This is a genomic window from Rhodococcus sp. ARC_M5 (genome assembly GCF_022810405.1).
Lineage (GTDB): Bacteria > Actinomycetota > Actinomycetes > Mycobacteriales > Mycobacteriaceae > Rhodococcoides > Rhodococcoides navarretei.
Genome location: NZ_JALGQE010000005.1, coordinates 147,124 through 169,480 on the forward strand (window position 1 = coordinate 147,124; position 22,357 = coordinate 169,480).

General features: G+C 64.6%; 22 protein-coding genes. 17 read left to right on the forward strand and 5 right to left on the reverse strand.

Going from position 1 to position 22,357, the window contains the following annotated elements:
* Entirely contained in the window at nucleotides 1–381 is a 381-nt protein-coding gene (locus tag MTX34_RS10090) for a VOC family protein (protein WP_243609331.1), read from the reverse strand.
* 59 nt (nucleotides 382–440) lie between these two features.
* Between MTX34_RS10090 and MTX34_RS10095 the strand changes: the two genes are divergently transcribed.
* The 6 genes from MTX34_RS10095 (at nucleotide 441) to MTX34_RS10120 (ending at nucleotide 4,442) form a co-directional block, all read left to right on the forward strand.
* Complete coding sequence (locus MTX34_RS10095; RefSeq protein ID WP_170945816.1) at nucleotides 441–1,418, forward strand: LLM class F420-dependent oxidoreductase; 978 nt, start codon at nucleotides 441–443, stop codon at nucleotides 1,416–1,418.
* A gap of 67 nt (nucleotides 1,419–1,485) precedes the next feature.
* The gene (locus MTX34_RS10100) at nucleotides 1,486–2,094 is read left to right on the forward strand and encodes an AIM24 family protein (protein WP_243609499.1); all 609 of its coding nucleotides are present in this window, start codon (nucleotides 1,486–1,488) and stop codon (nucleotides 2,092–2,094) included.
* Nucleotide 2,095: 1 nt separating this feature from the next.
* Nucleotides 2,096–2,773 (forward strand): AIM24 family protein, encoded by a 678-nt coding sequence (locus tag MTX34_RS10105; RefSeq protein ID WP_243609332.1) that lies wholly within the window; start codon nucleotides 2,096–2,098, stop codon nucleotides 2,771–2,773.
* Nucleotides 2,774–2,785: 12 nt separating this feature from the next.
* A complete protein-coding gene (locus MTX34_RS10110; protein ID WP_243609333.1) occupies nucleotides 2,786–3,529 on the forward strand; it encodes an AIM24 family protein in 744 nt (247 codons plus the stop codon).
* 58 nt (nucleotides 3,530–3,587) lie between these two features.
* The gene (locus MTX34_RS10115) at nucleotides 3,588–3,914 is read left to right on the forward strand and encodes a hypothetical protein (protein ID WP_243609334.1); all 327 of its coding nucleotides are present in this window, start codon (nucleotides 3,588–3,590) and stop codon (nucleotides 3,912–3,914) included.
* 69 nt (nucleotides 3,915–3,983) lie between these two features.
* Entirely contained in the window at nucleotides 3,984–4,442 is a 459-nt protein-coding gene (locus tag MTX34_RS10120) for a hypothetical protein (RefSeq protein ID WP_243609335.1), read from the forward strand.
* 1 nt (nucleotide 4,443) lies between these two features.
* Here the strand turns inward: MTX34_RS10120 and MTX34_RS10125 are convergent, their stop codons facing one another.
* Both MTX34_RS10125 and MTX34_RS10130 read right to left on the reverse strand, forming a co-directional pair.
* Nucleotides 4,444–5,592: a macrolide family glycosyltransferase gene (locus MTX34_RS10125; RefSeq protein WP_243609336.1), complete on the reverse strand. Its 1,149-nt coding sequence runs from the start codon at nucleotides 5,590–5,592 to the stop codon at nucleotides 4,444–4,446.
* Between the two features lie 34 nt (nucleotides 5,593–5,626).
* Complete coding sequence (locus MTX34_RS10130) at nucleotides 5,627–5,941, reverse strand: helix-turn-helix transcriptional regulator (protein ID WP_243609337.1); 315 nt, start codon at nucleotides 5,939–5,941, stop codon at nucleotides 5,627–5,629.
* A 90-nt stretch (nucleotides 5,942–6,031) separates the two neighbouring features.
* Here MTX34_RS10130 and MTX34_RS10135 point away from each other — a divergent pair, with 90 nt between their 5' ends.
* The 4 genes from MTX34_RS10135 (at nucleotide 6,032) to MTX34_RS10150 (ending at nucleotide 12,187) form a co-directional block, all read left to right on the forward strand.
* Nucleotides 6,032–7,387: an MFS transporter gene (locus tag MTX34_RS10135; protein ID WP_243609338.1), complete on the forward strand. Its 1,356-nt coding sequence runs from the start codon at nucleotides 6,032–6,034 to the stop codon at nucleotides 7,385–7,387.
* Complete coding sequence (locus tag MTX34_RS10140; protein ID WP_243609339.1) at nucleotides 7,284–7,871, forward strand: GNAT family N-acetyltransferase; 588 nt, start codon at nucleotides 7,284–7,286, stop codon at nucleotides 7,869–7,871. Before MTX34_RS10135 ends, MTX34_RS10140 begins: the two co-directional genes overlap by 104 nt.
* 9 nt (nucleotides 7,872–7,880) lie before the next feature.
* Nucleotides 7,881–10,250 (forward strand): lysylphosphatidylglycerol synthase transmembrane domain-containing protein, encoded by a 2,370-nt coding sequence (locus tag MTX34_RS10145; RefSeq protein ID WP_243609340.1) that lies wholly within the window; start codon nucleotides 7,881–7,883, stop codon nucleotides 10,248–10,250.
* Between the two features lie 92 nt (nucleotides 10,251–10,342).
* Nucleotides 10,343–12,187 carry a bifunctional diguanylate cyclase/phosphodiesterase gene (locus MTX34_RS10150; protein ID WP_243609341.1) on the forward strand — a complete coding sequence of 615 codons (1,845 nt, stop codon included), beginning with the start codon at nucleotides 10,343–10,345 and terminating at the stop codon, nucleotides 12,185–12,187.
* 27 nt (nucleotides 12,188–12,214) lie between these two features.
* On the opposite strand, the gene MTX34_RS10155 is transcribed toward MTX34_RS10150, so the two are convergent.
* Nucleotides 12,215–12,511, reverse strand: a complete 297-nt coding sequence (locus MTX34_RS10155; RefSeq protein ID WP_243609342.1) for a putative quinol monooxygenase — start codon at nucleotides 12,509–12,511, stop codon at nucleotides 12,215–12,217.
* 14 nt (nucleotides 12,512–12,525) lie between these two features.
* Nucleotides 12,526–14,031: a PucR family transcriptional regulator gene (locus MTX34_RS10160; protein WP_243609343.1), complete on the reverse strand. Its 1,506-nt coding sequence runs from the start codon at nucleotides 14,029–14,031 to the stop codon at nucleotides 12,526–12,528.
* 149 nt (nucleotides 14,032–14,180) lie between these two features.
* Here MTX34_RS10160 and MTX34_RS10165 point away from each other — a divergent pair, with 149 nt between their 5' ends.
* From MTX34_RS10165 to MTX34_RS10195, 7 genes are all read left to right on the forward strand, one after another.
* Nucleotides 14,181–15,047, forward strand: a complete 867-nt coding sequence (locus MTX34_RS10165; protein WP_243609344.1) for a xanthine dehydrogenase family protein subunit M — start codon at nucleotides 14,181–14,183, stop codon at nucleotides 15,045–15,047.
* Nucleotides 15,048–15,049: 2 nt separating this feature from the next.
* Nucleotides 15,050–15,523, forward strand: a complete 474-nt coding sequence (locus tag MTX34_RS10170) for a (2Fe-2S)-binding protein (protein WP_243609345.1) — start codon at nucleotides 15,050–15,052, stop codon at nucleotides 15,521–15,523.
* On the forward strand, nucleotides 15,520–16,872 hold the full coding sequence (locus MTX34_RS10175) for an 8-oxoguanine deaminase (RefSeq protein ID WP_243609346.1): 1,353 nt from the start codon (nucleotides 15,520–15,522) through the stop codon (nucleotides 16,870–16,872). Before MTX34_RS10170 ends, MTX34_RS10175 begins: the two co-directional genes overlap by 4 nt.
* Complete coding sequence (locus MTX34_RS10180; protein ID WP_243609347.1) at nucleotides 16,869–19,193, forward strand: molybdopterin cofactor-binding domain-containing protein; 2,325 nt, start codon at nucleotides 16,869–16,871, stop codon at nucleotides 19,191–19,193. The genes MTX34_RS10175 and MTX34_RS10180 overlap by 4 nt, the downstream gene beginning before the upstream one ends.
* A 109-nt stretch (nucleotides 19,194–19,302) precedes the next feature.
* Nucleotides 19,303–20,745 (forward strand): NCS2 family permease, encoded by a 1,443-nt coding sequence (locus MTX34_RS10185; RefSeq protein WP_243609348.1) that lies wholly within the window; start codon nucleotides 19,303–19,305, stop codon nucleotides 20,743–20,745.
* Nucleotide 20,746: 1 nt separating this feature from the next.
* Nucleotides 20,747–21,829 carry an XdhC family protein gene (locus tag MTX34_RS10190; RefSeq protein WP_243609349.1) on the forward strand — a complete coding sequence of 361 codons (1,083 nt, stop codon included), beginning with the start codon at nucleotides 20,747–20,749 and terminating at the stop codon, nucleotides 21,827–21,829.
* Between the two features lie 86 nt (nucleotides 21,830–21,915).
* A complete protein-coding gene (locus tag MTX34_RS10195; protein ID WP_243609350.1) occupies nucleotides 21,916–22,245 on the forward strand; it encodes a hypothetical protein in 330 nt (109 codons plus the stop codon).
* The last annotated feature ends 112 nt before the right edge of the window (nucleotides 22,246–22,357 follow it).

Here is a 22,357-nt window from a genome sequence, read left to right on the forward strand (position 1 = left end):
TCAATCCTGCAGCACCGACATCACATTGCCCGCCGGGTCCGTGAACCAGGCGATCAACGGTCCGCCGTGGCGAAAGATTCCCTTGTCGTCGGTGCCCATGTCCGGATACTGCTCGAACACAACCCCTTTGGCGATCAGGGAGTCGACAGCGCTCTCGATATCGGTCACCGGGAAGTTCAGGATGGTGTATTGCGCGGGCACGTGCCCGGGGCGCGGATAGATCAGCACGATCGCCCCGGTCCCGAGGTGCAGCTCGAGCATCCCCATCTCGTTCTCGGTGACCGTCAGACCGAGAGTCTCGGCGTAGAAGGCCCGAGCTGCGGGTAGGTCGTCGACTGCGAATCCGGAGAACGGCTGCCTGGTCAGCTCCAAGGATGTCATCGTCGAATTATCGCGCTCTCGCGCATGCCACGGGCCGATATCCGAGTAGCGTGGCTCTCGTGACTATTCGCCTCGGTTACCAGATGCCCAACTTCAGCTACGACGGTTCGGTCGCAGAACTCTTTCCCCAGGTCATCGCGCAGGCGCGCGAGGCCGAAGCGGCCGGTTTCGACACCGCATTCGTGATGGATCACTTCTACCAACTCCCCGGAATCGGTAAGCCCGACGAGCCGATGCTCGAGGCCTACTCCGCGCTGTCCGCGCTCGCGACGGCCACCGACACCATCCAGCTCTCCGCGCTGGTCACCGGCAACACTTACCGCAATCCGGCGATCCTGGCCAAGACCGTCACCACGCTGGACGTCGTGAGCGGCGGTCGCGCGATCCTCGGGATCGGAGCCGGCTGGTACGAACTCGAACACCAGAGCTTCGGACTCGAGTTCGGTACCTTCACCGACCGTTTCGAGCGACTCGACGAGGCTCTGCAGATCATCGAGCCGATGCTCCGCGGCCAGCGCCCGACGTTCGACGGCCTCTGGTACCAGGTCGAGAACGCGATGAACGAGCCGCGTATCCGCGATGATCTGCCGATCATGCTCGGTGGTGGCGGCGAGAAGAAGACGTTCGGCCTGGCCGCTCAATTCGCGGATCATCTCAACATCATCTGCGACGCCAACGAACTGCCGCGCAAGATGGCTGCCGTGCAGGCCCGATGCGAGGAGGTCGACCGCGACCCCAAGGACCTCGAAACGAGCTTCCTCGCCTTCGTCATCGTCGACGAGGACGGCGACAAGGCCAAGGAGTTACAGCGCGAGTTCGTACTGAAGCAGGGCCTCGATCTGACGAACCTGTCGGAAGAGGACGCGGCGAAGGCCACCGATCGCCACTTCTGCGGAACCCCCGACGACGTCGCCGAGCAGGTGCAGAAGCGCGTCCTCGATCAGGGCGTCGACGGCATCATCATCAACCTGATCACCAACGGACACCAGCCGGGAGCCGTCGAACTGGCTGGTAAGGCCCTGAAGCCGCTCGTCTAGATATTTTCTCCAGCGGTAGCCGCGGGGGCGCGTGCAGTGGCATAGTTCCCCCGTGGCTCAGCTGAGGATGAACGGGCACCGCGTCTTGGTCGCCGACCTGACCGGCGACTCCCTGCGCGCAATGTCGGGCTCGATGGTGGCGTACGAGGGCGACGTCACCTTCAAGAGCGCAGGCATGGGTGGCGGCGGAGGATTCCGCGCCGCACTCAAACAGAAGGTGACCGGCGAGTCGCTGTCGCTGATGGACGTGTCCGGCAAGGGCACCGTCTACTTCGCCGTCGACGCTCAGGACATCACCCTCGTCGATGTCCGGGGCGACAACCTCCACGTCGAATCGTCCCAATTGCTTGCTCTCACAGGGCAATTGAAGACGGACATCAAATTCTCCGGCTTGCGCGGCGCGAGTTCCGGCCAGGGACTGTTCACCACCGTCGTCAACGGAACCGGCACCGTGGCATTGCTGTCCAAGGGTGGGCCCATCATCGCCCTCGCCGTCGATCCGCAGTACCCACTCGTGGTCGATCCCGACGCCTTCGTCGCCCATCGCGGTCAGCTGAATCAGAGCTTCGTCACCGACGTCACGTGGCGGTCCGCCATCGGCGGCGGCAGCGGCGAGGCGTTCTCTCTCCGCTTCGACGGCCAGGGCGTCGTCTACATCCAACCCGAGGAGCGCTGACGTGCCGCTCGAACTCGTCAACAGCAAAGTCGTGAAATCCGTTCTGGCACCGAATCAGAACGTGCTCGCGCGTCGTGGAGCGATGCTCTACTACACCGGCGACGTCCGGTTCGTTCCGCACTCGATGGGCGGCTCGGCCGGTGCCATGCCTGGCATGAGCGGCGTCGCCGGCATGGCCGGGCGAATGATGGCGGGCGAGCACGTGGCGATGATGGCCGCCGAGGGGCAGGGCGAGGTCTTCTACGGTCACGCCGGGTTGTACATCGAGGTGATCCACCTCGACGGTTCCTCGATGCTCACCGTCGAAGCCGATCGACTCCTGGTGCACGACGGCTACCTGCAGAGCTCCATCGTGGCCCTGACCTCCCAGGGCGGCGTCCGCGGAGCGGTGCGCGGCGCGATGACCGGGCAGGGTCTGTTCACGACACAACTGACCGGCCAGGGCAGCGTCGCGGTTCTCTCGCACGGCGGCGCGACACCGTTGCAGGTCGGGCCCGATCACCCTCAGGTCGTGGTGGATCCGCAGGCGTACGTCTGCCACATCGGCAACATCAACGTCGAGATCTCCGCGAACGTCGGGTGGCGCGACGCCGTCGGCAAAGGTAGCGGCGAGGCGATCCAGTTGAAGATGACCGGCATGGGCACCGTGTGGGTGCAGGCGTCCGAGCAGAAGTTCTAGGAGGGACACCCCATGGGTCTGGACATTCACACCCCGCACACTCTGCCGATCAACGACAACGTCCCCGGCAACGACTACGCGTTCTGCGTCGAGCTCGCCGGCCAGCCGTGGTTCACGTCGAAGGGCGCGATGATCGCGTACTACGGCAACGTTCGCTTCGAACCGCTCGGGCAGACGTCCATGCCCGCCATCGTCGCCGCACGGTTCTCGTCTCCGCTGTACTCGAACGACTGGGTGCTCGCGCAGGGGCAGGGCAAGCTGATCCTCGGCGACCGTGGGTTCAACATCAACAGCTACGACCTCGACGACGGCAACCTCACCATCCGGGCCGCGAATCTCCTTGCGTTCGAGCCGACTCTGGATCTCAAGCAGTCCATCGTTCCGGGATTCCTGACTCTGCTCGGCACCGGCAAGTTCCTGGCGTCGTCCAACGGCCCGGTCATGTTCGCCGAGCCGCCGCTGCGCATCGACCCGGAAGCCCTTGTCGGATGGGCAGATTGCCCGTCGCCGTCGCATCACTTCGACGCCGACTGGATGCAGAACTTCCTCGGTGCAGCCCGCGGATTCCTCGGTGCCAACAGCGGCGAGGAGCGTCAGTGCGACTTCACCGGTGCCGGCACAGTGCTGATCCAGTCGAGCGAGAAGGTCCTCGACGACACGCACTTGTTGCGCTACGTCGAATCGCAGACGGTCTCGCTCGGCCAGAACTCACTGCGAGCGCTGCACAACACCATCGGTGCCCGGCTACAGCAATAGCTTCTCGCCCGTTCGGAGAAAACGCGCATACTGGAGGAACACCTGAGGAGGTACAGCCATGGCCAACCAAGGACCCTTCGGATTCGGATCCGACGACTTCGACAAGTTCGCCCGTGAGGCGACCGAAGGACTGCGCGAGGTGGTCGGCTCACTGTTCGCCTCCGGCGCCGGGGCACCCAAAGCGCCGCCGGAGCCCGAAACCACAGGTCAGAAGGGCGACGGAGTCTGGGCGATCTACAGCGTCGACGACTCGGGATCACCGCAGATCGATCAGCTCTACGCCACCGAACTCGATGCCCTCCGGGCACACAAGGACAACACCGACCCGCGTCGACGGGTTCGTTTCCTGCCCTACGGCGTGAGCGTCAGCGTTCTGGAGGACTGAATCGGGTGCACTGGACCGCGCTAGGCGCGGCTGGCTGCACCGGATTCTGCGACGATGGAGTCGATTCTCATGACCTCAACCACAGAGCCCATCTCGATCCCGCTGGGACAGCCAGTGTTCGTTCAGGCACTTCGCTACACGGCGTTGTTCGATCAGAAGCCGTTCGCCGAGGCCCTCCTGATCTACACCGACAACGGCGCGTACAAGATCATGTCGCCGGGCGAGGATCATTACGGCAGCTACGTCTCGTACACCGACGTCGCGGCGAACCCGCAGCACGTGATCTTCCTGTCGTGGCCATCGGAGGACTGGGGCCGCAACGTCGCTTCTCACACGTTGACGTTCAATCCCGATTCCGCGGCATTCACTCAGGTGCTCGTCTTGCCCGGCAACCCGGTGCCTCGCTCCCAGTACGGATACGCGCTGCCCACTCCCGATCCGCAGAGCGTCGACATGACGGCATCCTGGGACCGGGTTCGCGAGACCTACGCCGAGACCTTCGAGGAGCTACGCGCACTCGCAACGTGACCTACCGGCGAAACGCTTCCACCGCATCAGCCGCTTGGTCGACGCCACCGTGTGCCCGCACCTCGGCACTCACCTCCGTTGCGCGCGATGCCGACCCCCGAGCCTTGGCAACCGCGTCGGCCAGGCTCGCGGCCGTGACCTTCTCGAATTCCAGGTGCACGCCCACCCCGAGTTCGGCGAGCATTGCCGCGTTGCCGAATTGATCCACTGCCTGGGGGATGGCAACGGTCGGGACACCGAACCACAGCGCCTCGGTGCAGCCACCCATTCCGGCGTGGGTGATGAAGACCGTGGCCGAATCGAGCACGGCGAGCTGCGGAACATGTTCGTGTACTTCGATATTCGCAGGCAGCGCGCCGAGCGCGGCGGGGTCGACGCGTCGGCCGATGGAGATCACCACGTGCCAGTCCGTGTTCCCGAACGCCTCGATGCACAGTCGGTAGAACTCGGGTCGCTCGTTGTATCCGGTGCCGAACGAGATGTACAGGAGCGGCCCGTCGGGTGCGGTCCAGCTGCGATCGTTCAGGCGTACCGGGTCGAGGCACGGTCCGACGAACTGCACCGTCTCTGCCACCCGATCCGCGTTGGGCTGCATCACTTTCGGGATCAGCGACAAGCAGTGCGCCGGATACGTGATCCACTCCCAGGGATCGGCGTCGATGTCGTTCTCTCGCAACCAGTGTGCATAGGTGTCGCGATACACGACACCGGTCGGCGACTCTCGAATGGAGGTCATCCCATCCCCGAGATCCTCTGCATATCCGTCCCACGCCACGTACGTCGGCGAGAGTTGCACGGCAGGTACCCCGTAGCGCACACCGAGGACGGGTGCAGTCATGCCGCCGATGTCGTACAGGAACAGATCCGGCTGATCGTCGTCGTAGAACGCAGTGAGTATCGGGAAGGACTCGATCGCCTCGTCGAGGAACACCTGCATCGCCGCCGCCGGATCGTCCGGCCACGACGACTCTCCGTCGGGAAGTATCGAGGTGAACGAGACCACCTCGACACCTGCGGGTTCGACCAGGTGTCGCAGCGACTCACCGACGGCGTAGGTGACGCGATGCCCGCGCCGGACCAACTCGGCAATCACGGCCAGCGATGGGTAGATATGGCTGGGAGCGGTCGTGCCGATCATGGCGATGTGCATGACCTCCACCGTAGAGCGGACACGGCGCTGCGAGCTAGTGGATTTCGTTCGCGATCAGATCCAGCAGGCCCGGGAATCGTTCGTTCAGCTCCTGGCGGCGCAGCGTCACTTTGCGACTGTTGCCACGGTCGACCTGGAATACCAGCCCCGCCTCGCGTAGCACTCGAAAGTGATGCGTAACAGTCGATTTGGTAACGCCCAGCTCGAACGACATGCAGGTTCGCTCGGCTCCGTCCTCGTCGCCGACGAGTTCGGTGACCACCTTGCGACGCAGTGGATCCGCCAGCGCAGACATCACCGCGCCGAGGTGCATTTCCTCGGGCTCCGGATGCCCGTTCTCGTCTGCCATGAACACCCTCCAACAGCGAGGTACGACTTGCGCCGTACCTTCAATCCTGATCTAGTACGAAAATCATCGTACCTAAGCCCAGGGGGATTCATGAGAGCAGTTCTGCCGGTCGTACTCGCAGCACAGTTCGTCGTTCCGATGTCCATCTCGGGCACCGCCATCGCGCTGCCGGTGATCGCCGCAGATCTCGGCTCCGATCCGACGCCACTGCAGTGGGTCGTCAACGGCTTCAACGTCGCGTTCGCACTGTTCACCGTCGTCTGGGGCGCGGTCTCGGATCGCATCGGGCATCGCACGTCGTTTCGTATCGGCGTCGTACTCACGGCCGTCGCCAGCCTGGTCAGCGCCTGGGCGTCCTCACTGCTCCTGCTCGACGCCGCGCGGGTGGTCGCCGGCATCGGTGCCGCGGCGGTCCTGGTGGGCTCGACGTCCATTCTCTCGTTGCGTTTCCAGGGGACCGAACGAGCGACGGCGTTCGCCCTGTTCGGCACCGTGAACGGACTGGGATTGGCACTCGGGCCGACCATTTCCGGGCTGCTGATCGCCGTGCTCGATTGGCGCGGAGTGTTCGCCGCTCAGGCGCTCGTTCTGCTCGTCGCGGCCGTCGGAACACTGGCCCTTCCTGCTCTGCGAAGCGCATCCACACCATCGAAACTCCTGGATTTCGGCCTGCTGCGCAACCGCCGCTTCCTCGCCCTGTGCCTGGTCCCGGTCGCCGGAGCCATCGGCTTCGTCACCTTGCTCACCTATCTGCCCGCTGCGCTCAGCGCCGTTGCGTCCCTCACTCCCGGCCGGGCCGGACTGTTCATGCTGGCAATGACGATGCCGGTGCTGATCGCTCCGTTGGCGGTCGCCAGGTCGCTCACCGCCTTCGAGGCCGTCACCCCGGACCGGGTGATCCTGACGAGCCTCGGATTCCTGGTTCTCGGCAATCTCGGCATGCTGGCCCTGCAACCCGGCGTCCCGCTTGCCGCCGTCGTGGTCCCGATGATCCTGTTGGGGCTGGGCTTCGGACTTCCGGTCGGCCTGGTCGACGGCGAAGCACTCGCCGCAGTGCCACCGCACAGCAGCGGCACCGCAGCAGGAGTACTCAATCTCTTCCGCATCGGTAGCGAGGCCGTGGTGGTCGCCGGCTACGCCTGGCTGCTGACGATCCTCGTCCGCGGACGCGTACCCGACCGAGCCGACGCGGATGCCGCCGCTGCCGGACAACCCGGATTCGCCGACGCCTATGCCCCTGCGTTCAGCGAGGTGATCGCCCTCGTCGTGGTGGCTGTGGCCGTCACCTCGGCGGCGATCATTGCGCTTTCCCGTAGCGGGAGATCCGACGTATCGTCGGCGAATGCCCTTTCTGCAACCGGTGACCCTCGTCGACGATCTCGTGACCCTCGAACCGCTGAGCCACGATCACCTCGAAGGTCTGTGCGACGCGGCCCGCGACGGTGAGTTGTGGAAGCTCTGGTACACCAGCGTGCCGAAGCCCGAGGAGATGGCGGCCGAGATCGACCGGCGACTCGGATTGCTCGACGCAGGCACCATGCTTCCGTTCACACTGCGCCGCAACGACACCGGGCAGATCATCGGGGCGACAACCTTCTGCAATGCAGACGCGAACAACCGTCGCGTCGAGATCGGATACACCTGGAATGCCCGCTCCGCGCACGGAACCGGCACCAATCCCGCGAGCAAACTGCTGCTGCTGACGCACGCGTTCGAGGAATTGGGATGCATCGCCGTCGAATTTCGTACCCACTGGATGAACCTGCAGTCACGGACGGCGATCGCGAAACTGGGTGCCAAGCAGGACGGAATTCTGCGCAATCATCAACGCATGTCCGACGGTTCACTGCGCGATACCGTCGTGTTCTCGATCATAGAATCCGAATGGCCCACCGTCCGCAACGAACTCCGTAGGCGAACCGCACGGTAGGTTGACCCCATGCGCGTGGATGGGCGGGACGTTCCCGTAGCGGGAAACCTGCTTCAGCCGTTGGTGCGAAGAACCAGCGACATCATTCGGGTCGTATCGGCCGCGGTACTGCTCGGCGTGGTGATCGCGGGTTCCTTGATCACCCGAAATCAGTGGGATGCGCTGGAAGAATCGGTATCGAACATCGTGGGCGTGCTCAGCCCCGACCAATCCAATGCCGTCTACATCGTCTACGGCGTCGCCATTCTCGCGCTCCCGTTCGGCGTATTGATCGGGCTGATCGCCGGCCTCAAATGGAAACTGCTCGCCGGGTATGCGGCCGCCGCCCTGCTGGCCGCACTGGCACTGTCGATCACCGGAACCGGGATCTCCACGCCCACCTGGGACCTCGACGTCCCCGAGCGACTCGATACGTTCCTCGCGCAATTCCTCGACGACTCCCGCTGGATCGCCATGTTGGCTGCGGCCCTGACGGTCTCCGGACCGGGCCTGCCCGCGCGATGGCGTCGGGCATGGTGGACGCTGTTGCTCGCGTTCGTGCCGATCCATCTGGTCGTCTCCACTGTCGTCCCGGCACGCTCGATGCTCGGTCTGGCCGTCGGCTGGCTGGTCGGAGCCGTCATCGTGCTGCTGGTCGGTACGCCGGCACTCGAGGTTCCACTCGACGCGGCGGTTCGTCTGTTCCACAGCCGCGGCGTCACCGTTCGCAGCTTCACCGTCGTCCGTCCTGCCGGTCCCGGTCCACTGGTTCTGAACGCGCACACGCCCGACGCGGATGTGGTGGTCGAGCTGTACGGGCAGAATCAGCGCAGCGGTGGTGCCCTGCGCCAGTTCTGGCGGTGGATCACGCTGCGTGGCAGCGAGACTGCGCCACTGCATGCGTCCATGCGGCGAGCCGTCGAGCATCGCGCGTTGATGGGTCTGGCCATCAAGGGCCTCGGAGCTGCGGGCAGTCACCCATTGGCCGTGTCGGCACTCGATCGAGGATGGACCCTGTACGCGCACAGCCAGCCAGTCGGAGATCCGATCGAGGCAGAGCACGACGATGCCACCCTCAACGCTCTGTGGTCGGCTCTGAACACGTTGCACGAGAACCAGATCTCCCACGGCGATCTGCACCGAGGCGAACTCCGGATCCACGACGGCAAAGCCCTGTTCTGCGGCTTCGGTCACGCCGAATTGGGTGCGTCGGATTCACAGATGCAATCGGACGTGGCGCAGCTGTTGCTCACCACCGCAGATCTTTTCGGCCCGCAGCGTGCCGTCGCCACTGCTCTGGATGTACTCGGCTTCGACACCGTGGTCGCGGCCTCGGGCCGTCTCACCAAATCCGCCATCCCGCCTCGCGTTCGGCAATCGGTGTCCGACGACGCGCAGACGATGAAGGCGATCCGGCTCGAAGTTCTCGAGCAGACCGGTGCCGCCAAGATCGAGGCCGAACAGGTAACCCGGTTCAGCCGCAACCAGATCATCTCGCTCGTGCTGTTGATCGGGTTGGTCTACGTCGCTTATCCGTTCATCAGCGCGGTCCCCGCATTCGTCGTCGAGCTCGGTTCGGTGAACTGGTGGTGGGCACTGCTGGGCTTGGCCGTGTCCGCCCTGACCTACATCGGCGCCGGAGCTGCGTTGTGGGCGTGCGCGTTCGGCAAGGTCAGCTTCTGGAATCTGACGGTGATGCAGGTCGCGAACACGTTCGCGGCCACCACGACTCCCGCTGGTGTCGGCGGGCTTGCTCTGAGCGTGCGATTCCTGCAGAAGGGTGGCCTCGGCACGGTCCGCGCGACGGCCGCTGTGGCGCTTCAACAATCCGTCCAGGTGATCACGCACGTGAGCCTGTTGATCTTCTTCAGCGTCGTCGCCGGTACCTCGTCCGGTCTGTCCAACATGGTCCCCGGAAACACCGTGCTGTATCTGATCGCCGGTGCCGCATTCGGCGTCGTCGGGACGTTCATGTTCGTACCCAAGCTACGACGCTGGCTCCGGGTCGCCATCCGGCCACAGATCAAGGAAGTCCTCACCGAACTGGGCGAGCTCGCCCGCGACCCCAAACGCTTCTCGATCATCATCCTCGGCTGCGCAGCAACGACCCTGGGTGCGGCGCTCGCGTTGTGGGCGAGCATCGAGGCCTTCGGCGGCGGCACCACGTTCGTGACGGTGACGGTGGTGACCATGATCGGCGGAACCCTCGCCTCCGCCGCACCGACTCCTGGCGGTGTGGGGGCCGTGGAGGCCGCGCTCATCGGGGGTCTGGCCGCGTTCGGTCTACCCGCCTCCATCGCCGTGCCGTCGGTGTTGCTCTACCGCGTTCTGACCTGCTGGTTGCCGGTGTTTCTCGGGTGGCCCACCTTGCGGTGGCTCACCAAGCGAGACATGGTCTGACGCACTGGTAGCCAGCGAGTACGCCCGATTCCGGCCCAGCTCCAGGTGGCGCTGGTAGCGTTCAGTCGGCCGGGGATCTGCCCATGAGAGGTATGCCCATTTCCAGACCGGGGATTGCGGTGACGGCCGAGGGCCGAACACGGTACAGACCTGGCCTCGAAGCCACACACTCGAGTGTCGACGACGACTACAAGTATTTCGCGAACACAGCGCGCGAGCGTTGGGTGCGGTATTTCATCGGAACCCTGACACTGTTGTTCGGCCTGTCCGGGATCCTGATGGTTCCCACCGGCATCCACTACGACGGCTTGGCGGTATTCGTCCTCATCGGGGCGTTGACGACGATTCCGGTCGCGATCGTGTGGTTCGTCAGACCATGGCCGTCGACACGTCTGGCCAATGCCTTCGTGTTCTACGCGGACGTCGGCATCGTTGGCATCCTGTTCAGCAGCACCGACCATTACGTACCGCTGGCCGGGTGCATGATGTTCACGATCGTGGCCGTCTTCACCGTCATTGCCAGCTCTTTCCGAGTCATGTGGGCTCACCTGGCAGTCTCGGTGGCGACGGTACTTGCGCTCGGCGTACTCGCGGTCGGTCAGGGAAAGAACCCGTGGCTGGTGGCAGCAACCGCAGTCACAGTCGCCACGTTGTACCTCACCCCCCTGATGATGCGGGCGTACATCCGGCATCTACGTTCTCGGGCATCGGGCGCCGTCGTCGATTCGCTGACGGGCCTGTACAACCGGCGCGGATTGCTCGAGGCGATCGACGACGTCGGTACCGCGTCCACCGACTGCACCTCGGATCGAACCCTCGGGGTCACCGTTCTCGACATCGATCGGTTCAAGGACATCAACGACAGATTCGGGCACCCCACCGGCGACGCAGTGCTGATCGAGGTCGCCTCGCGACTCACCGCCGCGGTTCCGAAGACATCGGTGGTCTCGCGTCTGAGCGGCGACGAGTTCGTCATCGTGCACGTCGGTTCGCCCGGCGAGATCGAATCGACCGATCACAGGATCCGGGCCGGTCTCGACGAGAGCTTCTCCGGGCCGCCCTTCACCGCCAGTGTCGGTTCGGCCTCGGAGCTACTAGGGAGCGAACCCGTCACCCCTACCGTCGTGCGCACACTGATCGCACTGGCCGATATCGAGATGTATCGCAACAAGTCTCGACTGTACGAGGACGACGGCACTGCACGGGGCAGCAGCACCGGAACGCGAGCGGCCGTCCGCACGCGCATCGAGACTCTGATCTCGCGAGGCGGGCCGGACGTGGTGTTCCAACCTATCTGCGACGCGGCCACCACGAAGGTCGTCGGGTACGAGGCGCTCTCTCGCTTTCCTTTCGGCTACGGCCCGCCGTCGATGTGGTTCCGCGACGCCACCGATGCGGGAATCGGACCGCTTCTCGAAGTCGCGGCCATCGACCGCGCGCTGGCCGCATCCGAATCACTTCCCTGCGGGATCTTCATCTCACTCAACGCATCTGCCGACACCATTCGCTCCACCGATCTGGCTGCCGTACTGCGGCCGTTCCAGAAGAACCGACAGTTCCACATCGAAATCACCGAACACGAGCGAGTCCACGACTACCGCGCGGTCGCCCGAACCATCGAATCTTTGCGCGGAGCTGGCATCTCCATCTCCGTCGACGATGTGGGTGCCGGCTTCGCCGGACTTCGCCAGGTGGTCGAGTTGCGACCCGACACCCTGAAGGTCGACTACGCACTGGTGCACGGAATCGACACCGACCCGATTCGACGGGCCGCCGCTGCATCGGTGATCGGATTCGCACACGAGATCGGCTCGACGGTCATCATGGAAGGCGTCGAAACCGAAGCGGAACTGCGGGTGGCCGTCGAACTCGGAGCAGACATGGTGCAGGGCTTTCTCACCGGACGACCTTTACCGCTGTCGGGCATCAGCAGGTAGCGCTGCACCGCCACTCTCGCAGAGAACTCAGATCGACGAATCGACGGTGAACTTGGTCAGTGACGGCGCGGCAGCCAGCAACGGCGGCAAATCGACGATCTTGCCGGGACCGGCCCGGAACTCGCGGTACTTCGCATCGGCCTCGACCGACTCCCACGTCTCGTAGGCGACGACATGCGCCTCGTTCTCCTCGTCCACCCACACCTCGACACCGAGGCAACCCTCGAATGCGCGGGTATCGGCTAGCACCGTGCGCAGCAACTCACGCGCCTCGGCAAGAGATTCGGGCTTGAAGGTCAGATCCAACAGAGCAATGAGAGCCATGGGCTTCACCTTAGTCATCTCAGCCGAAGTGCCAAGTAGAACTCGATTCTGTCCTCCAGCCGCGACAGATCGCGGCCGGTGAGTTCCTCGATCCGCTGGATGCGATATCGGACGGAATTGACGTGCATGTGCAGTTGTTCGGCACATCGCGTCCAGGCACCGTTGGTGTCGAGGTACACCGACAACGTCTCCACGAGATCACTGTTGTGCTGATCGTCGTACTCGACCAACGGAGCGAGCAGACGTGAGGTGAACATCCGTCGCACGTCGTCGGGAACGTTGGCGAGAAGAATTGTCAGCGTGGCTAATTCATCATGTCCGACGACGCTGCAGTCCGAGCCACGGCGCTCGGCGAGCCGGCGGGCATACCGCGCTTCCTCGATGGCGCTTCGGATCTCGGCGGGCGCGGTCGGAGCACTGACACCGATCGACGTGCCGCTCCCGACCAATCCCGGGGCCAACGCCTGGACAGCACGCCGGATGGAATCGGTTCGATCGGTCGGCGCCTCCACCAACGCGAACGCCTCGTCGTCGACGACTCCCACCGTGATCTCGAGCGGTGCCAGCACCTCTCGCAGAAGCGGGCGCAACTCACCGAGCCGCACCGTCTCACCCGACGTGGCCACAGCTATTGCTGCGTACCGTGTTTCGATGTCGAGTCCGATGACGTGCATCTGAGCGAGGATGTCTGTGGCCGTCGCCCCACCGACGATCGAGCGCACGAATTCCTGGGCCAGAATCCCTGAGCCAGACAAGCGATCGTCCGCACGGCTGCGCTCGACCGCGACGATGGACGCCAACTGCTCGGCCAGCGAGATCCGCGGTGCATCCCATGTCTGCCAATCGCTTTCGAATGCCACGAACCAGTCCACCACCCGCGGCGTGACCTCTCCGTCGACCGCAAAGATCGAGACCCTCTGCGCCTGTGAGTATCTCGGCATCCGGACGGACGTCATGAACTCGTGCGCCAGGTAGCCGGTGTCGGGTGGATCCTCGGATCCGGCGAGTACCCGCCCCGACGAGGTGACGACCCAGCACCTCATCCCCAGGTCTGAACTAACCATGTCCAGGAGCGGACCCAGCCCGCCGCCCGGTCCTGCGCTCGCCACGAGGCGTCGGTGCCGATCGAGCACGAGGCTCAGGTCCGATGCTCGTGCCGTCGACAGTTGCCGGACGACGCTCTCGGTGACCGTGGCGAACGCGATGTCGGCGGGTACGCGAAAGAGCGGCAGACCGTATTCGCGACAGGCGTCGACCAGATCGTCGGGTACCACGCCGCCGTCGGATGCCGCCAGCGCGGCGATGCCGGCCTTGGACACCGCCCGTACGAACGTCCTCGAGTCCTCGGGGCCGGTCCGCCACATCAATCCCGTCAACACCAGCTCGCCGCCGCTGAGGTAGCGGCTCGGATCGAGCATGTCGGTGGTCACGACCCATCTGATCGTCGGGTCGAAATGCTCGGGAGTCACGATCGGCTGCAGCTCGAGGTCGGGGAGATCGACCAGATCACGCAGTCTCACGGTGATTCGACCTCCCTCTTCGTAGGAACCTCCAAAACCTACACTGTGATCGGCGTCATACTTCGTTGTTCCTGTCTCTCGTTCGCATCGTGCCCGGCGGCTGTACTGGGTGAACACGACCGAAAGACACGTGAGCGGAGAGCAGCACGATGGAATTTCTACGACCGCAGACCTGGAGCGACGCGTTGGCCGCGAAGGCCGACGACGTCGACGTGGTGCCCATCCAGGGCGGCACCGACGTCATGGTCGAGATGAACTTCGACCTGCACCGGCCGGGCGGACTGCTGGATCTGAACCCGATCACCGAACTCACCGAATGGGAACGGCTCCCCGACGGAACGCTCCGGGTGGGTGCAGGCGTGCCGTACGTCCGCATCATCGCCGAGCTCGGAGACGCGCTTCCTGGCATTTCCCAGGCGTCGCGCACCGTCGGCTCACCGCAGATCCGCAATCGCGGCACGGTCGGAGGCAACCTCGGGGGCGCGTCCCCCGCAGGCGATCTGCATGCACCACTGCTCGCTGCGGGCGCGACCGTCGAGGTCGAATCTGCCGAGCGCGGCGTGCGCATGATCCCCGCGACCGAGTTCTACCTCGGCGTCAAACGTAATTCCTGTCAGCCGGACGAACTCATCCGAGCGTTTCACGTAGCGCCGGCAGCGGGACCGCAGTACTTCTCGAAGATCGGCACCCGTAATGCGATGGTCATCGCCGTCTGTTCGTTCTCGATCGCACTGTTTCCGCAGGAGGGTCGCATCGGTACCGGTCTCGGCTCCGCTGCGCCGACGCCGCGCCGGGCTTACGATGCCGAGAACTACCTCGCGGCCGAACTCGAGTGGGACGGCGCCCTCGATCCTCGGGTGTCGGAGGAATTCGGCCGATTGGTCAGTGCGGCAGCAAGTCCCATCGACGACGTACGAGGCACTGCCGATTACCGCAAGCACGCCCTGTCCGTGATGGCCCGGCGAACACTGGGTTGGGCATGGCGAGACCTCACAGCCGCACGGAAGGTGGCCTGAACATGCGAGTCAACTGCACCATCAACGGAAAAGACATGGAAGCCGACGACGTCTGGGAGGGCGAAAGTCTGCTCTACCTGCTGCGTGAACGCATGGGGCTCCCCGGCTCCAAGAACGCGTGCGAACAGGGCGAATGCGGTTCGTGCACCGTCTACCTCGACGGCATCCCCGCCTGCGCCTGCCTGGTGGCCGCCGGACAGGTCGAGGGCCGCGAGATTCGTACCGTCGAAGGCCTCGCCGACGGCGACAAGCTGGATCCGATGCAAGAAGCGTTCGTCGAGTGCGGAGCCGTGCAGTGCGGCTTCTGCACACCGGGTCTCGTGGTTCAAGCTCACGACCTGATCGAACGTGTACCCAATCCGTCGGACGTGGAGATTCGTGAGTCTCTCGCCGGAAACCTCTGCCGCTGTACCGGATACGAGAAGATTCTCGACGCCGTTCGCCTCGCAGCAACTCGGAAGGCCGAAGCCATATGACCACGGTGATCTCGGGTGCGTACATCGCTCCGATCGTCGGTGACGAAATCCCGAACGGCTACCTCGTTGTCGAGGGCACGATGATCACCGCTGTCGGTTCGGGCCCGGCACCGATCATCGCCGGGGCCGAGACGATCGACGCCTCTGGCTGCCTCGTCACCCCCGGCCTCGTCAACACCCACCACCACCTGTACCAGTGGGCGTCCCAGGGCCTGGCCAAGGACAACACCCTCTTCGAATGGCTTGTCGCACTGTACAAGCCGTGGTCCAAGATGGACGCCGAGGTCGTCGGCGGAGCCGCCGCCGCCGGCCTCGGTTGGCTGGCAAAATCGGGCTGCACCACCAGCACCGATCACCATTACATCTTCCCCAAGGGCCGAGGCGACCTGTTCGCCGCCGAGATCGACGCGGCACAGCGCATCGGCGTCCGATTCCAGCCGTGCCGCGGCTCGATGGACCGGGGTGTGTCCGACGGCGGTCTGCCGCCGGACGAGGTTGTCGAATCACTCGACGACATCCTCACCGCCACCGCCGAGGCCATCGACACCTATCACGACGCCTCCTTCGGTTCCATGCTCCGGATCGCGGTCGCACCCTGTTCGCCTTTCTCCATCAGTAAAGAGCTGCTCGTGGAGTCCGCTGGGCTTGCTCGCGCCAAAGGTGTTCGGCTGCATACTCATCTGGCCGAGACCCTGGATGAAGAAGAGCACTGCCTCGCTCAGATGAACTGCACCCCGGTCGAGTACATGGAGCAGGTGGGCTGGCTGGGCGACGACGTGTGGTTCGCGCACGCGGTACACCTGCACGATTCCGATATCGCGAAGATGGCGGCCACCGGTACCGGTACTGCGCACTGCCCGAGCTCGAACGCTCGGCTCGGTGCAGGCATCGCCCGTATTTCCGATCTGCTCGCCGCCGGCGCGCCCGTCGGCCTCGGAGTCGACGGCTCGGCCTCGGCCGAAATGGTGCCACTGGCCGGCGAAGTCCGGCAGGCGATGTACATGCAGCGCGCCAAGTACGGACCGACTGCGCTGACGGCGCGTCAGGCACTCGAGATCGGAACGCTGGGCGGTGCAACGGTACTCGGTCGTCAGAGCGAGATCGGTTCGCTCGAGGTCGGAAAGCTGGCCGACATCGCGATCTGGCGAACAGACGGCTTCTACTCGGCGGTGGACGACCCCGTCGTTGCGTTCGCGTACGGGCAGACACCACCGCTCGCGCGGTTGATGGTCGGCGGTCGGACGATCGTCGAGAACGACGTCTTGACCAGCGCACCGCAGGACGAGGTAGGCCGCGCCGGTGCCGATGCGCACCGTCGCCTGATGACACTCGCGGAGGACGTGCTGTGAGCGCCCCGACCACTACACCCCGGCAAGCTCCCGCCGACATCCCCGCACCGGGACGCGGCCGCGTCGGCGACAGCCCGCTACGGCCCGACGGCACGCTGAAGGTCAAGGGCGAGTTCGCGTATTCGTCCGACCTGTTCATCGACGGCATGCTGTGGGGCGCAACGCTCCGCAGCCCGCACCCACGCGCGAAGATCGTCTCCGTCGACATCTCGAAGGCGCTGGCGACACCCGGCGTCGAGGCGGTACTCACCCACGACGACGTGCCGGGGCGCAAGTGCTTCGGGCTCGACCACACGTGGGATCAGCCGGTACTGGCCTTCGACGAGGTGCGGCACGAGGGTGAACCGATCGCACTCATCGCCGCCGATCATCCCGAAACTGCCCGGCGTGCAATGGAGAAGATCGTCGTGGTCTACGACGTGCTCGAGCCCCTGACCGACGCTCGACGCGCAGCACTGGATCCGGACTACCCCAAGGTGCAGGAACGCGGCGGGGTGGCGCGCCATCAGCCGGTGCGTGTCGGCAACGTCGCTGCCGCCCGCGCCACCGCGGACGTGATCGTCAGCAGCGACTTCGCCGTCGGAATCCAGGATCAGGCATTCCTGGGACCCGAATCGGGACTGGCTGTGCCGGCCGAGGACGGCGGAATCGATCTCTATGTCGCGACCCAGTGGATGCACAACGATCTGGCCCAGATCGGTCCGTGCCTCGGACTGCCCGAGGAGAAGATCCGGATGACGCTCGCCGGCGTCGGTGGTGCGTTCGGTGGCCGCGAGGACCTGTCGATGCAGATCCACGCGGCGATGCTCGCGATGCACACCGGCAAGCCGGTCAAGATCGTCTACAACCGCTACGAATCGTTCTTCGGCCACGTGCACCGCCACCCGGCGCAGATGCACTACGAGTACGGTGCAACCAGCGACGGCAAACTCGTGTTCGCGGACGTCGAGATCATCCTCGACGGCGGCGCATACACCTCGGCCACCTTGAACGTCGTCGGCAATGCCGCCTCGCTCGGGGTCGGACCGTACATCATTCCCAACATCGAGATCGACGCCTACGGGGTGTACACGAACAATCCACCCTGCGGTGCGATGCGTGGATTCGGCGCAGTACAAGCATGTTTCGCGTACGAATCCATGATGGACAAGCTCGGCGAGGCCTGCGGCATCGGTCCCGTGGCGATCCGGCAGATCAACGCCGTCAGCCAGGGATCGATCCTCGCGACCGGCCAGGTCATCGAAGCCCCTGCCCCACTGGCCGAGATGCTCTCCCGAGCCGAGGCGATGGAACTGCCTGCCCCAGTGGACGCGTCGGACATCCGTAATCTGCCGGGCGGGGCGTCGCAGACCACCCACGGCGAAGGCGTCGTACGCGGGATCGGATACGGCGTCGGCATCAAAAACATCTGCTTCTCCGAGAACTACGACGACTACTCCACCGCGCGCGTACGGCTGGAGGTGATCGGGGGCGAGGCAACAGCATTGGTGCACACCGCCGCTGCCGAGGTGGGTCAAGGTCTGGTGACGTTGGAGGCGCAGATCGCGCGCACCGAGCTCGGCGTCACCAACGTGGTCATCCATCCCGCCGACACCAAGGTCGGCAATGCCGGCTCCTCCTCCGCATCGCGGCAGTCGTACATGACCGGCGGCGCCGTCAAGACCGCGTGCGAGGCCGTCCGCGAGGCGGTGTTCGTCCTGGCCGGCCTGTACCTCGGGCGTGCGGTGGCCGACCTGAGCCTCGACGGCGGCAAGATCGTCTCGGCGACCGACGGTGTGCTGGCGACGATCGAGGATGTGCTCGGCGAGCGGGTCATCGAGCAGACACGTGAATTCCACCATCGCCCCACCAGCGGAATGGATCCCGTCACCGGACAGGGCGCAAGCCACACCCAGCTCGCTCTGTGCGTGCATCGTGCAGTGGTGGACGTCGACGTCGAGCTCGGCCTGGTGAAGGTGGTCGAGATGGCGGCCGTGCAGGACGTCGGCAAGATCCTCAACCGGCTGTCGCTCGAAGGCCAGATCCACGGCGGCACAGCGCAGGGCCTCGGTCTCGCGGTGATGGAGGAGATCGTCGTCGTCGACGGCCTCGTGAAGAACCCGTCGTTCACCGACTACCTCATTCCGACGATTCTCGACATGCCGCCCATGAAACTGGACATTCTCGAGAACCCGGATCCCCTGGCACCCTATGGCCTTCGCGGTGCGGGCGAGCCACCCACGCTGTCGTCCACGCCTGCCGTCGTCGCAGCCATCCGCAATGCCACCGGACTCGCATTGACCCGAGTGCCCGTTCGACCCGAACACATCATCAACCCCTGACTCATTCGATGAGACCTTCTCCAGCACAGCGGAACCCGACGCCAACTCCCCCGGCACGGTCACCGTCGCAAACCCGGACAAGGTTGATCACGCCCTGGGAGGGCCGATCATGACCGATGTACACACAACCAGCACTCGTCACAGCGGACGAGGTCGATCCCAGATCGACAAGTTCTTCGACATCACCGGTCGGGGCTCCACGGTCTCTCGCGAGATCCGCGGTGGCGTCACCACATTCGTGGCTATGGCGTACCTCATCGTCCTCATACCGCTGATCATCGGCGATGCTCGGGACGTCACCGGGGCCACGCTCGACCCGGCTCAGCTCTCGACCATGGTGGCATTGTCCGCCGGTCTGACGACCATCCTGATGGGGGTCGTCGGAAACGCGCCCCTCGCCATGGCGGCCGGACTCGGGGTGACTCCCATCGTGGTGTTCCAGGCGGCCCCGTACATGACCTGGCCGCAGGCGATGGGGCTGGTGGTTCTCGAGGGCGTCGTCATCGTCGTGTTCGCCCTCACCGGCATTCGGCAACTGATCATGGATGCGATACCGCTCGTTCTGAAGCAGGCGATCGGCGTCGGGATCGGTGCATTCATCGCGCTCATCGGCTTGGTCGATGCCGGGTTCGTCGGACACCACGAGTCCGCAGCAACCGCGGTCACCCTCGGCACGTTCGGCAAGCTCGCCGGGTGGCCGGTGTTCGTGTTCTGCGTCGGCCTGATCCTGATGATCATGCTGTTCGTTCGGAAAGTGCCGGGAGCGATGCTGATCGGCATCTTCGTGGCCACCAATCTGGCGATCATCCTGAACTCGGTGTTCGACATCGCGCCGGAGGCGTGGGGACCCGTCGTACCGAAAGTGCCCGATTCCATCGTCGCCACACCGCAATTCGACCTTTTGTTCAACGTCGACCTGTTCGGCGGATTTGCTCGGGCAGGTGTCGTGACGGCCTCGGTGGTGCTGTTCACGCTCGTGCTCTCGGGATTCTTCGACGCCATGGGCACCATCCTGGGCGTCGGCGAGGAAGCAGGCCTGGTCGACAAGCAGGGCAGGATGCCGGGGTTGAGCCGCATCCTCACTGTCGACGGCATCGGTGCCATCGTCGGTGGCGCGATCAACGGATCTGCCAACACCGCCGTCGTCGAGTCCGCGGCAGGCGTCACCGAAGGTGCCCGAACCGGTCTTGCCAGCGTCGTCACCGGAGGACTGCTGACGAGTCTGATTTTCTTCACCCCGTTGGCCGGGGTTGTCCCCGTAGGCGCAGCGGCACCGGCACTGGTTCTGGTGGGCGCACTGATGATGACGCATGTGCGCAAGATCAATTGGGAGAACACCGAAATCGCGATACCGGCCTTCCTGACGATCGTGCTGATGCCCTTCACCTACTCGATCACCGTGGGAGTCGCGGCGGGTGTCATCTCGTACACCCTCGTTCGTCTCGCCAAAGGCAAAGCACGCCAGACGCATTGGCTGCTGTATCTGATGTCGGGCATCTTCCTGATTTACTTCGCCCTGCACCCCATCGAAGAAGCGTTGGGAATCTCGTAACGTGAAGGAGATCGTCGATCGTCTGATGGCCTGGGACCACGCAGGTGCTCCCTATGCGGTGGCGACGGTCATCGCGGTATCCGGAAGTGCTCCACGGCTTCCGGGTGCCGCGATGGCGGTCTGCGCCGATGGAGAGGCCGTCGGAAGCGTCTCCGGTGGCTGCGTCGAAGGCGCGGTCTACGAATTGTGCCTGCAGGTACTCGAGACCGGCGAGTCCAGGCGAGAGTCGTTCGGCTACAGCGATATCGATGCTTTTGCGGTCGGTTTGACCTGCGGTGGAGTGATCGAAGTGTTCGTACGCCTCGGTCCTCCGCGGTCCGTGCTCGCGGCCATCGCGTCGGATGCTGCGGTGGCCACGGTGACGATGCTCGACGGCACCGGCCAGTCACTCGCGGTCTCGTCCTCGGCCACAATGGGTACGACCGGTCTTTCGGACGTCGACGCAGTGGTTGTCGGCGAGGCGCTGGCGATGCTGGACTCCGGCGGTACCGGCATCCGTTCGGTGCGGTGCCGGCCGGATCTAGACATGTTCGTGCAGTCGTACGCCACCGCACCGCGCCTGCTGATCTTCGGGGCCATCGACTACGCCGGGGCGCTCGCCCGCGTGGGCAAGTTCCTCGGCTACCACGTGACGGTCTGCGACGCGCGGCCCGTATTCGCCACAGCTGCACGGTTTCCCGACGCCGACGACGTGGTCGCAGAGTGGCCGCACAGCTACCTATCGCGGACGAGTGTCGATGCACGGACGGTGATCTGCGTACTCACCCACGACGCCAAATTCGATGTGCCGCTACTCGAAGTGGCGTTGCGACTGCCCGTCGCATTCGTGGGGGCTATGGGATCGCGCAGGACTCACGACGATCGCTCGGCACGGTTGCGCGACGTCGGATTGACCGAGCAGGAGCTCGCACGCTTGAAGTCGCCGATCGGCCTGGACTTGGGGGCGAGGACTCCGGAGGAAACTGCGCTGGCCATCGCGGCGGAGTTCGTGGCCGTGCGACGTGGGGGTAGTGCGTTGCCACTGACACGTACGGCCGGTCCGATTCACCACGACGGGGCGGCGGCGGATGCGAAGTACGCGTAACTACCCTGGATGCGGAATGTCCACCGCTCTGACGTGAAGGGATTCAGTTGATTCGCGACCTACCTCGGTATCGACGACTGAACCTGTTGAGCGTTGTCCTTCTCGGCACCATGGCTGTGATGGCCACGGTCCAGGTTTTCGACACATCCGATGTCGGCCGGGTACTCGCGCATGTGGCAATCCTTGCCTCCGTGGGCGCGGCCGTTGCGTTCGGAGTCCGCCACACTGGCCGCAAGCCCACCTGGCTGCTTCCTCGCATGGCGCTCGCCTTCTTCACACTCGGATCCATGGCGTCACTCGTCGGAGGGAGTTACCTCCCCGCAGCCAACGGAGCGATTCTGGCCGCCATTCTCCCGGTGTTCTTGATTGATGAACGGTGGGACAGGCTCTTCGGACACAGCCAAGATTCACATTGATTCTCGAGCCCACAGCAATCGATAGTCGCAGTTCAGAGGGAAAATCACCCTGCTTACGATTCCGTTCATAGTTCTTGTCGGTGGGTCGAGTTACGCTTCTTTCAGTTCGAAC

What these genes read in the sequence shown, in the direction of transcription:
- MTX34_RS10090 (WP_243609331.1), bottom strand. Translation starts at nt 381, where the DNA reads ATGACATCCTTGGAGCTGACCAGGCAGCCGTTCTCCGGATTCGCAGTC.
- MTX34_RS10100 (WP_243609499.1), top strand. Translation starts at nt 1,486, where the DNA reads ATGAACGGGCACCGCGTCTTGGTCGCCGACCTGACCGGCGACTCCCTG.
- MTX34_RS10110 (WP_243609333.1), top strand. Translation starts at nt 2,786, where the DNA reads ATGGGTCTGGACATTCACACCCCGCACACTCTGCCGATCAACGACAAC.
- MTX34_RS10115 (WP_243609334.1), top strand. Translation starts at nt 3,588, where the DNA reads ATGGCCAACCAAGGACCCTTCGGATTCGGATCCGACGACTTCGACAAG.
- MTX34_RS10120 (WP_243609335.1), top strand. Translation starts at nt 3,984, where the DNA reads ATGACCTCAACCACAGAGCCCATCTCGATCCCGCTGGGACAGCCAGTG.
- MTX34_RS10125 (WP_243609336.1), bottom strand. Translation starts at nt 5,592, where the DNA reads ATGCACATCGCCATGATCGGCACGACCGCTCCCAGCCATATCTACCCA.
- MTX34_RS10130 (WP_243609337.1), bottom strand. Translation starts at nt 5,941, where the DNA reads ATGGCAGACGAGAACGGGCATCCGGAGCCCGAGGAAATGCACCTCGGC.
- MTX34_RS10135 (WP_243609338.1), top strand. Translation starts at nt 6,032, where the DNA reads ATGAGAGCAGTTCTGCCGGTCGTACTCGCAGCACAGTTCGTCGTTCCG.
- MTX34_RS10140 (WP_243609339.1), top strand. Translation starts at nt 7,284, where the DNA reads ATGCCCTTTCTGCAACCGGTGACCCTCGTCGACGATCTCGTGACCCTC.
- MTX34_RS10145 (WP_243609340.1), top strand. Translation starts at nt 7,881, where the DNA reads ATGCGCGTGGATGGGCGGGACGTTCCCGTAGCGGGAAACCTGCTTCAG.
- MTX34_RS10150 (WP_243609341.1), top strand. Translation starts at nt 10,343, where the DNA reads ATGCCCATTTCCAGACCGGGGATTGCGGTGACGGCCGAGGGCCGAACA.
- MTX34_RS10155 (WP_243609342.1), bottom strand. Translation starts at nt 12,511, where the DNA reads ATGGCTCTCATTGCTCTGTTGGATCTGACCTTCAAGCCCGAATCTCTT.
- MTX34_RS10165 (WP_243609344.1), top strand. Translation starts at nt 14,181, where the DNA reads ATGGAATTTCTACGACCGCAGACCTGGAGCGACGCGTTGGCCGCGAAG.
- MTX34_RS10170 (WP_243609345.1), top strand. Translation starts at nt 15,050, where the DNA reads ATGCGAGTCAACTGCACCATCAACGGAAAAGACATGGAAGCCGACGAC.
- MTX34_RS10175 (WP_243609346.1), top strand. Translation starts at nt 15,520, where the DNA reads ATGACCACGGTGATCTCGGGTGCGTACATCGCTCCGATCGTCGGTGAC.
- MTX34_RS10185 (WP_243609348.1), top strand. Translation starts at nt 19,303, where the DNA reads ATGACCGATGTACACACAACCAGCACTCGTCACAGCGGACGAGGTCGA.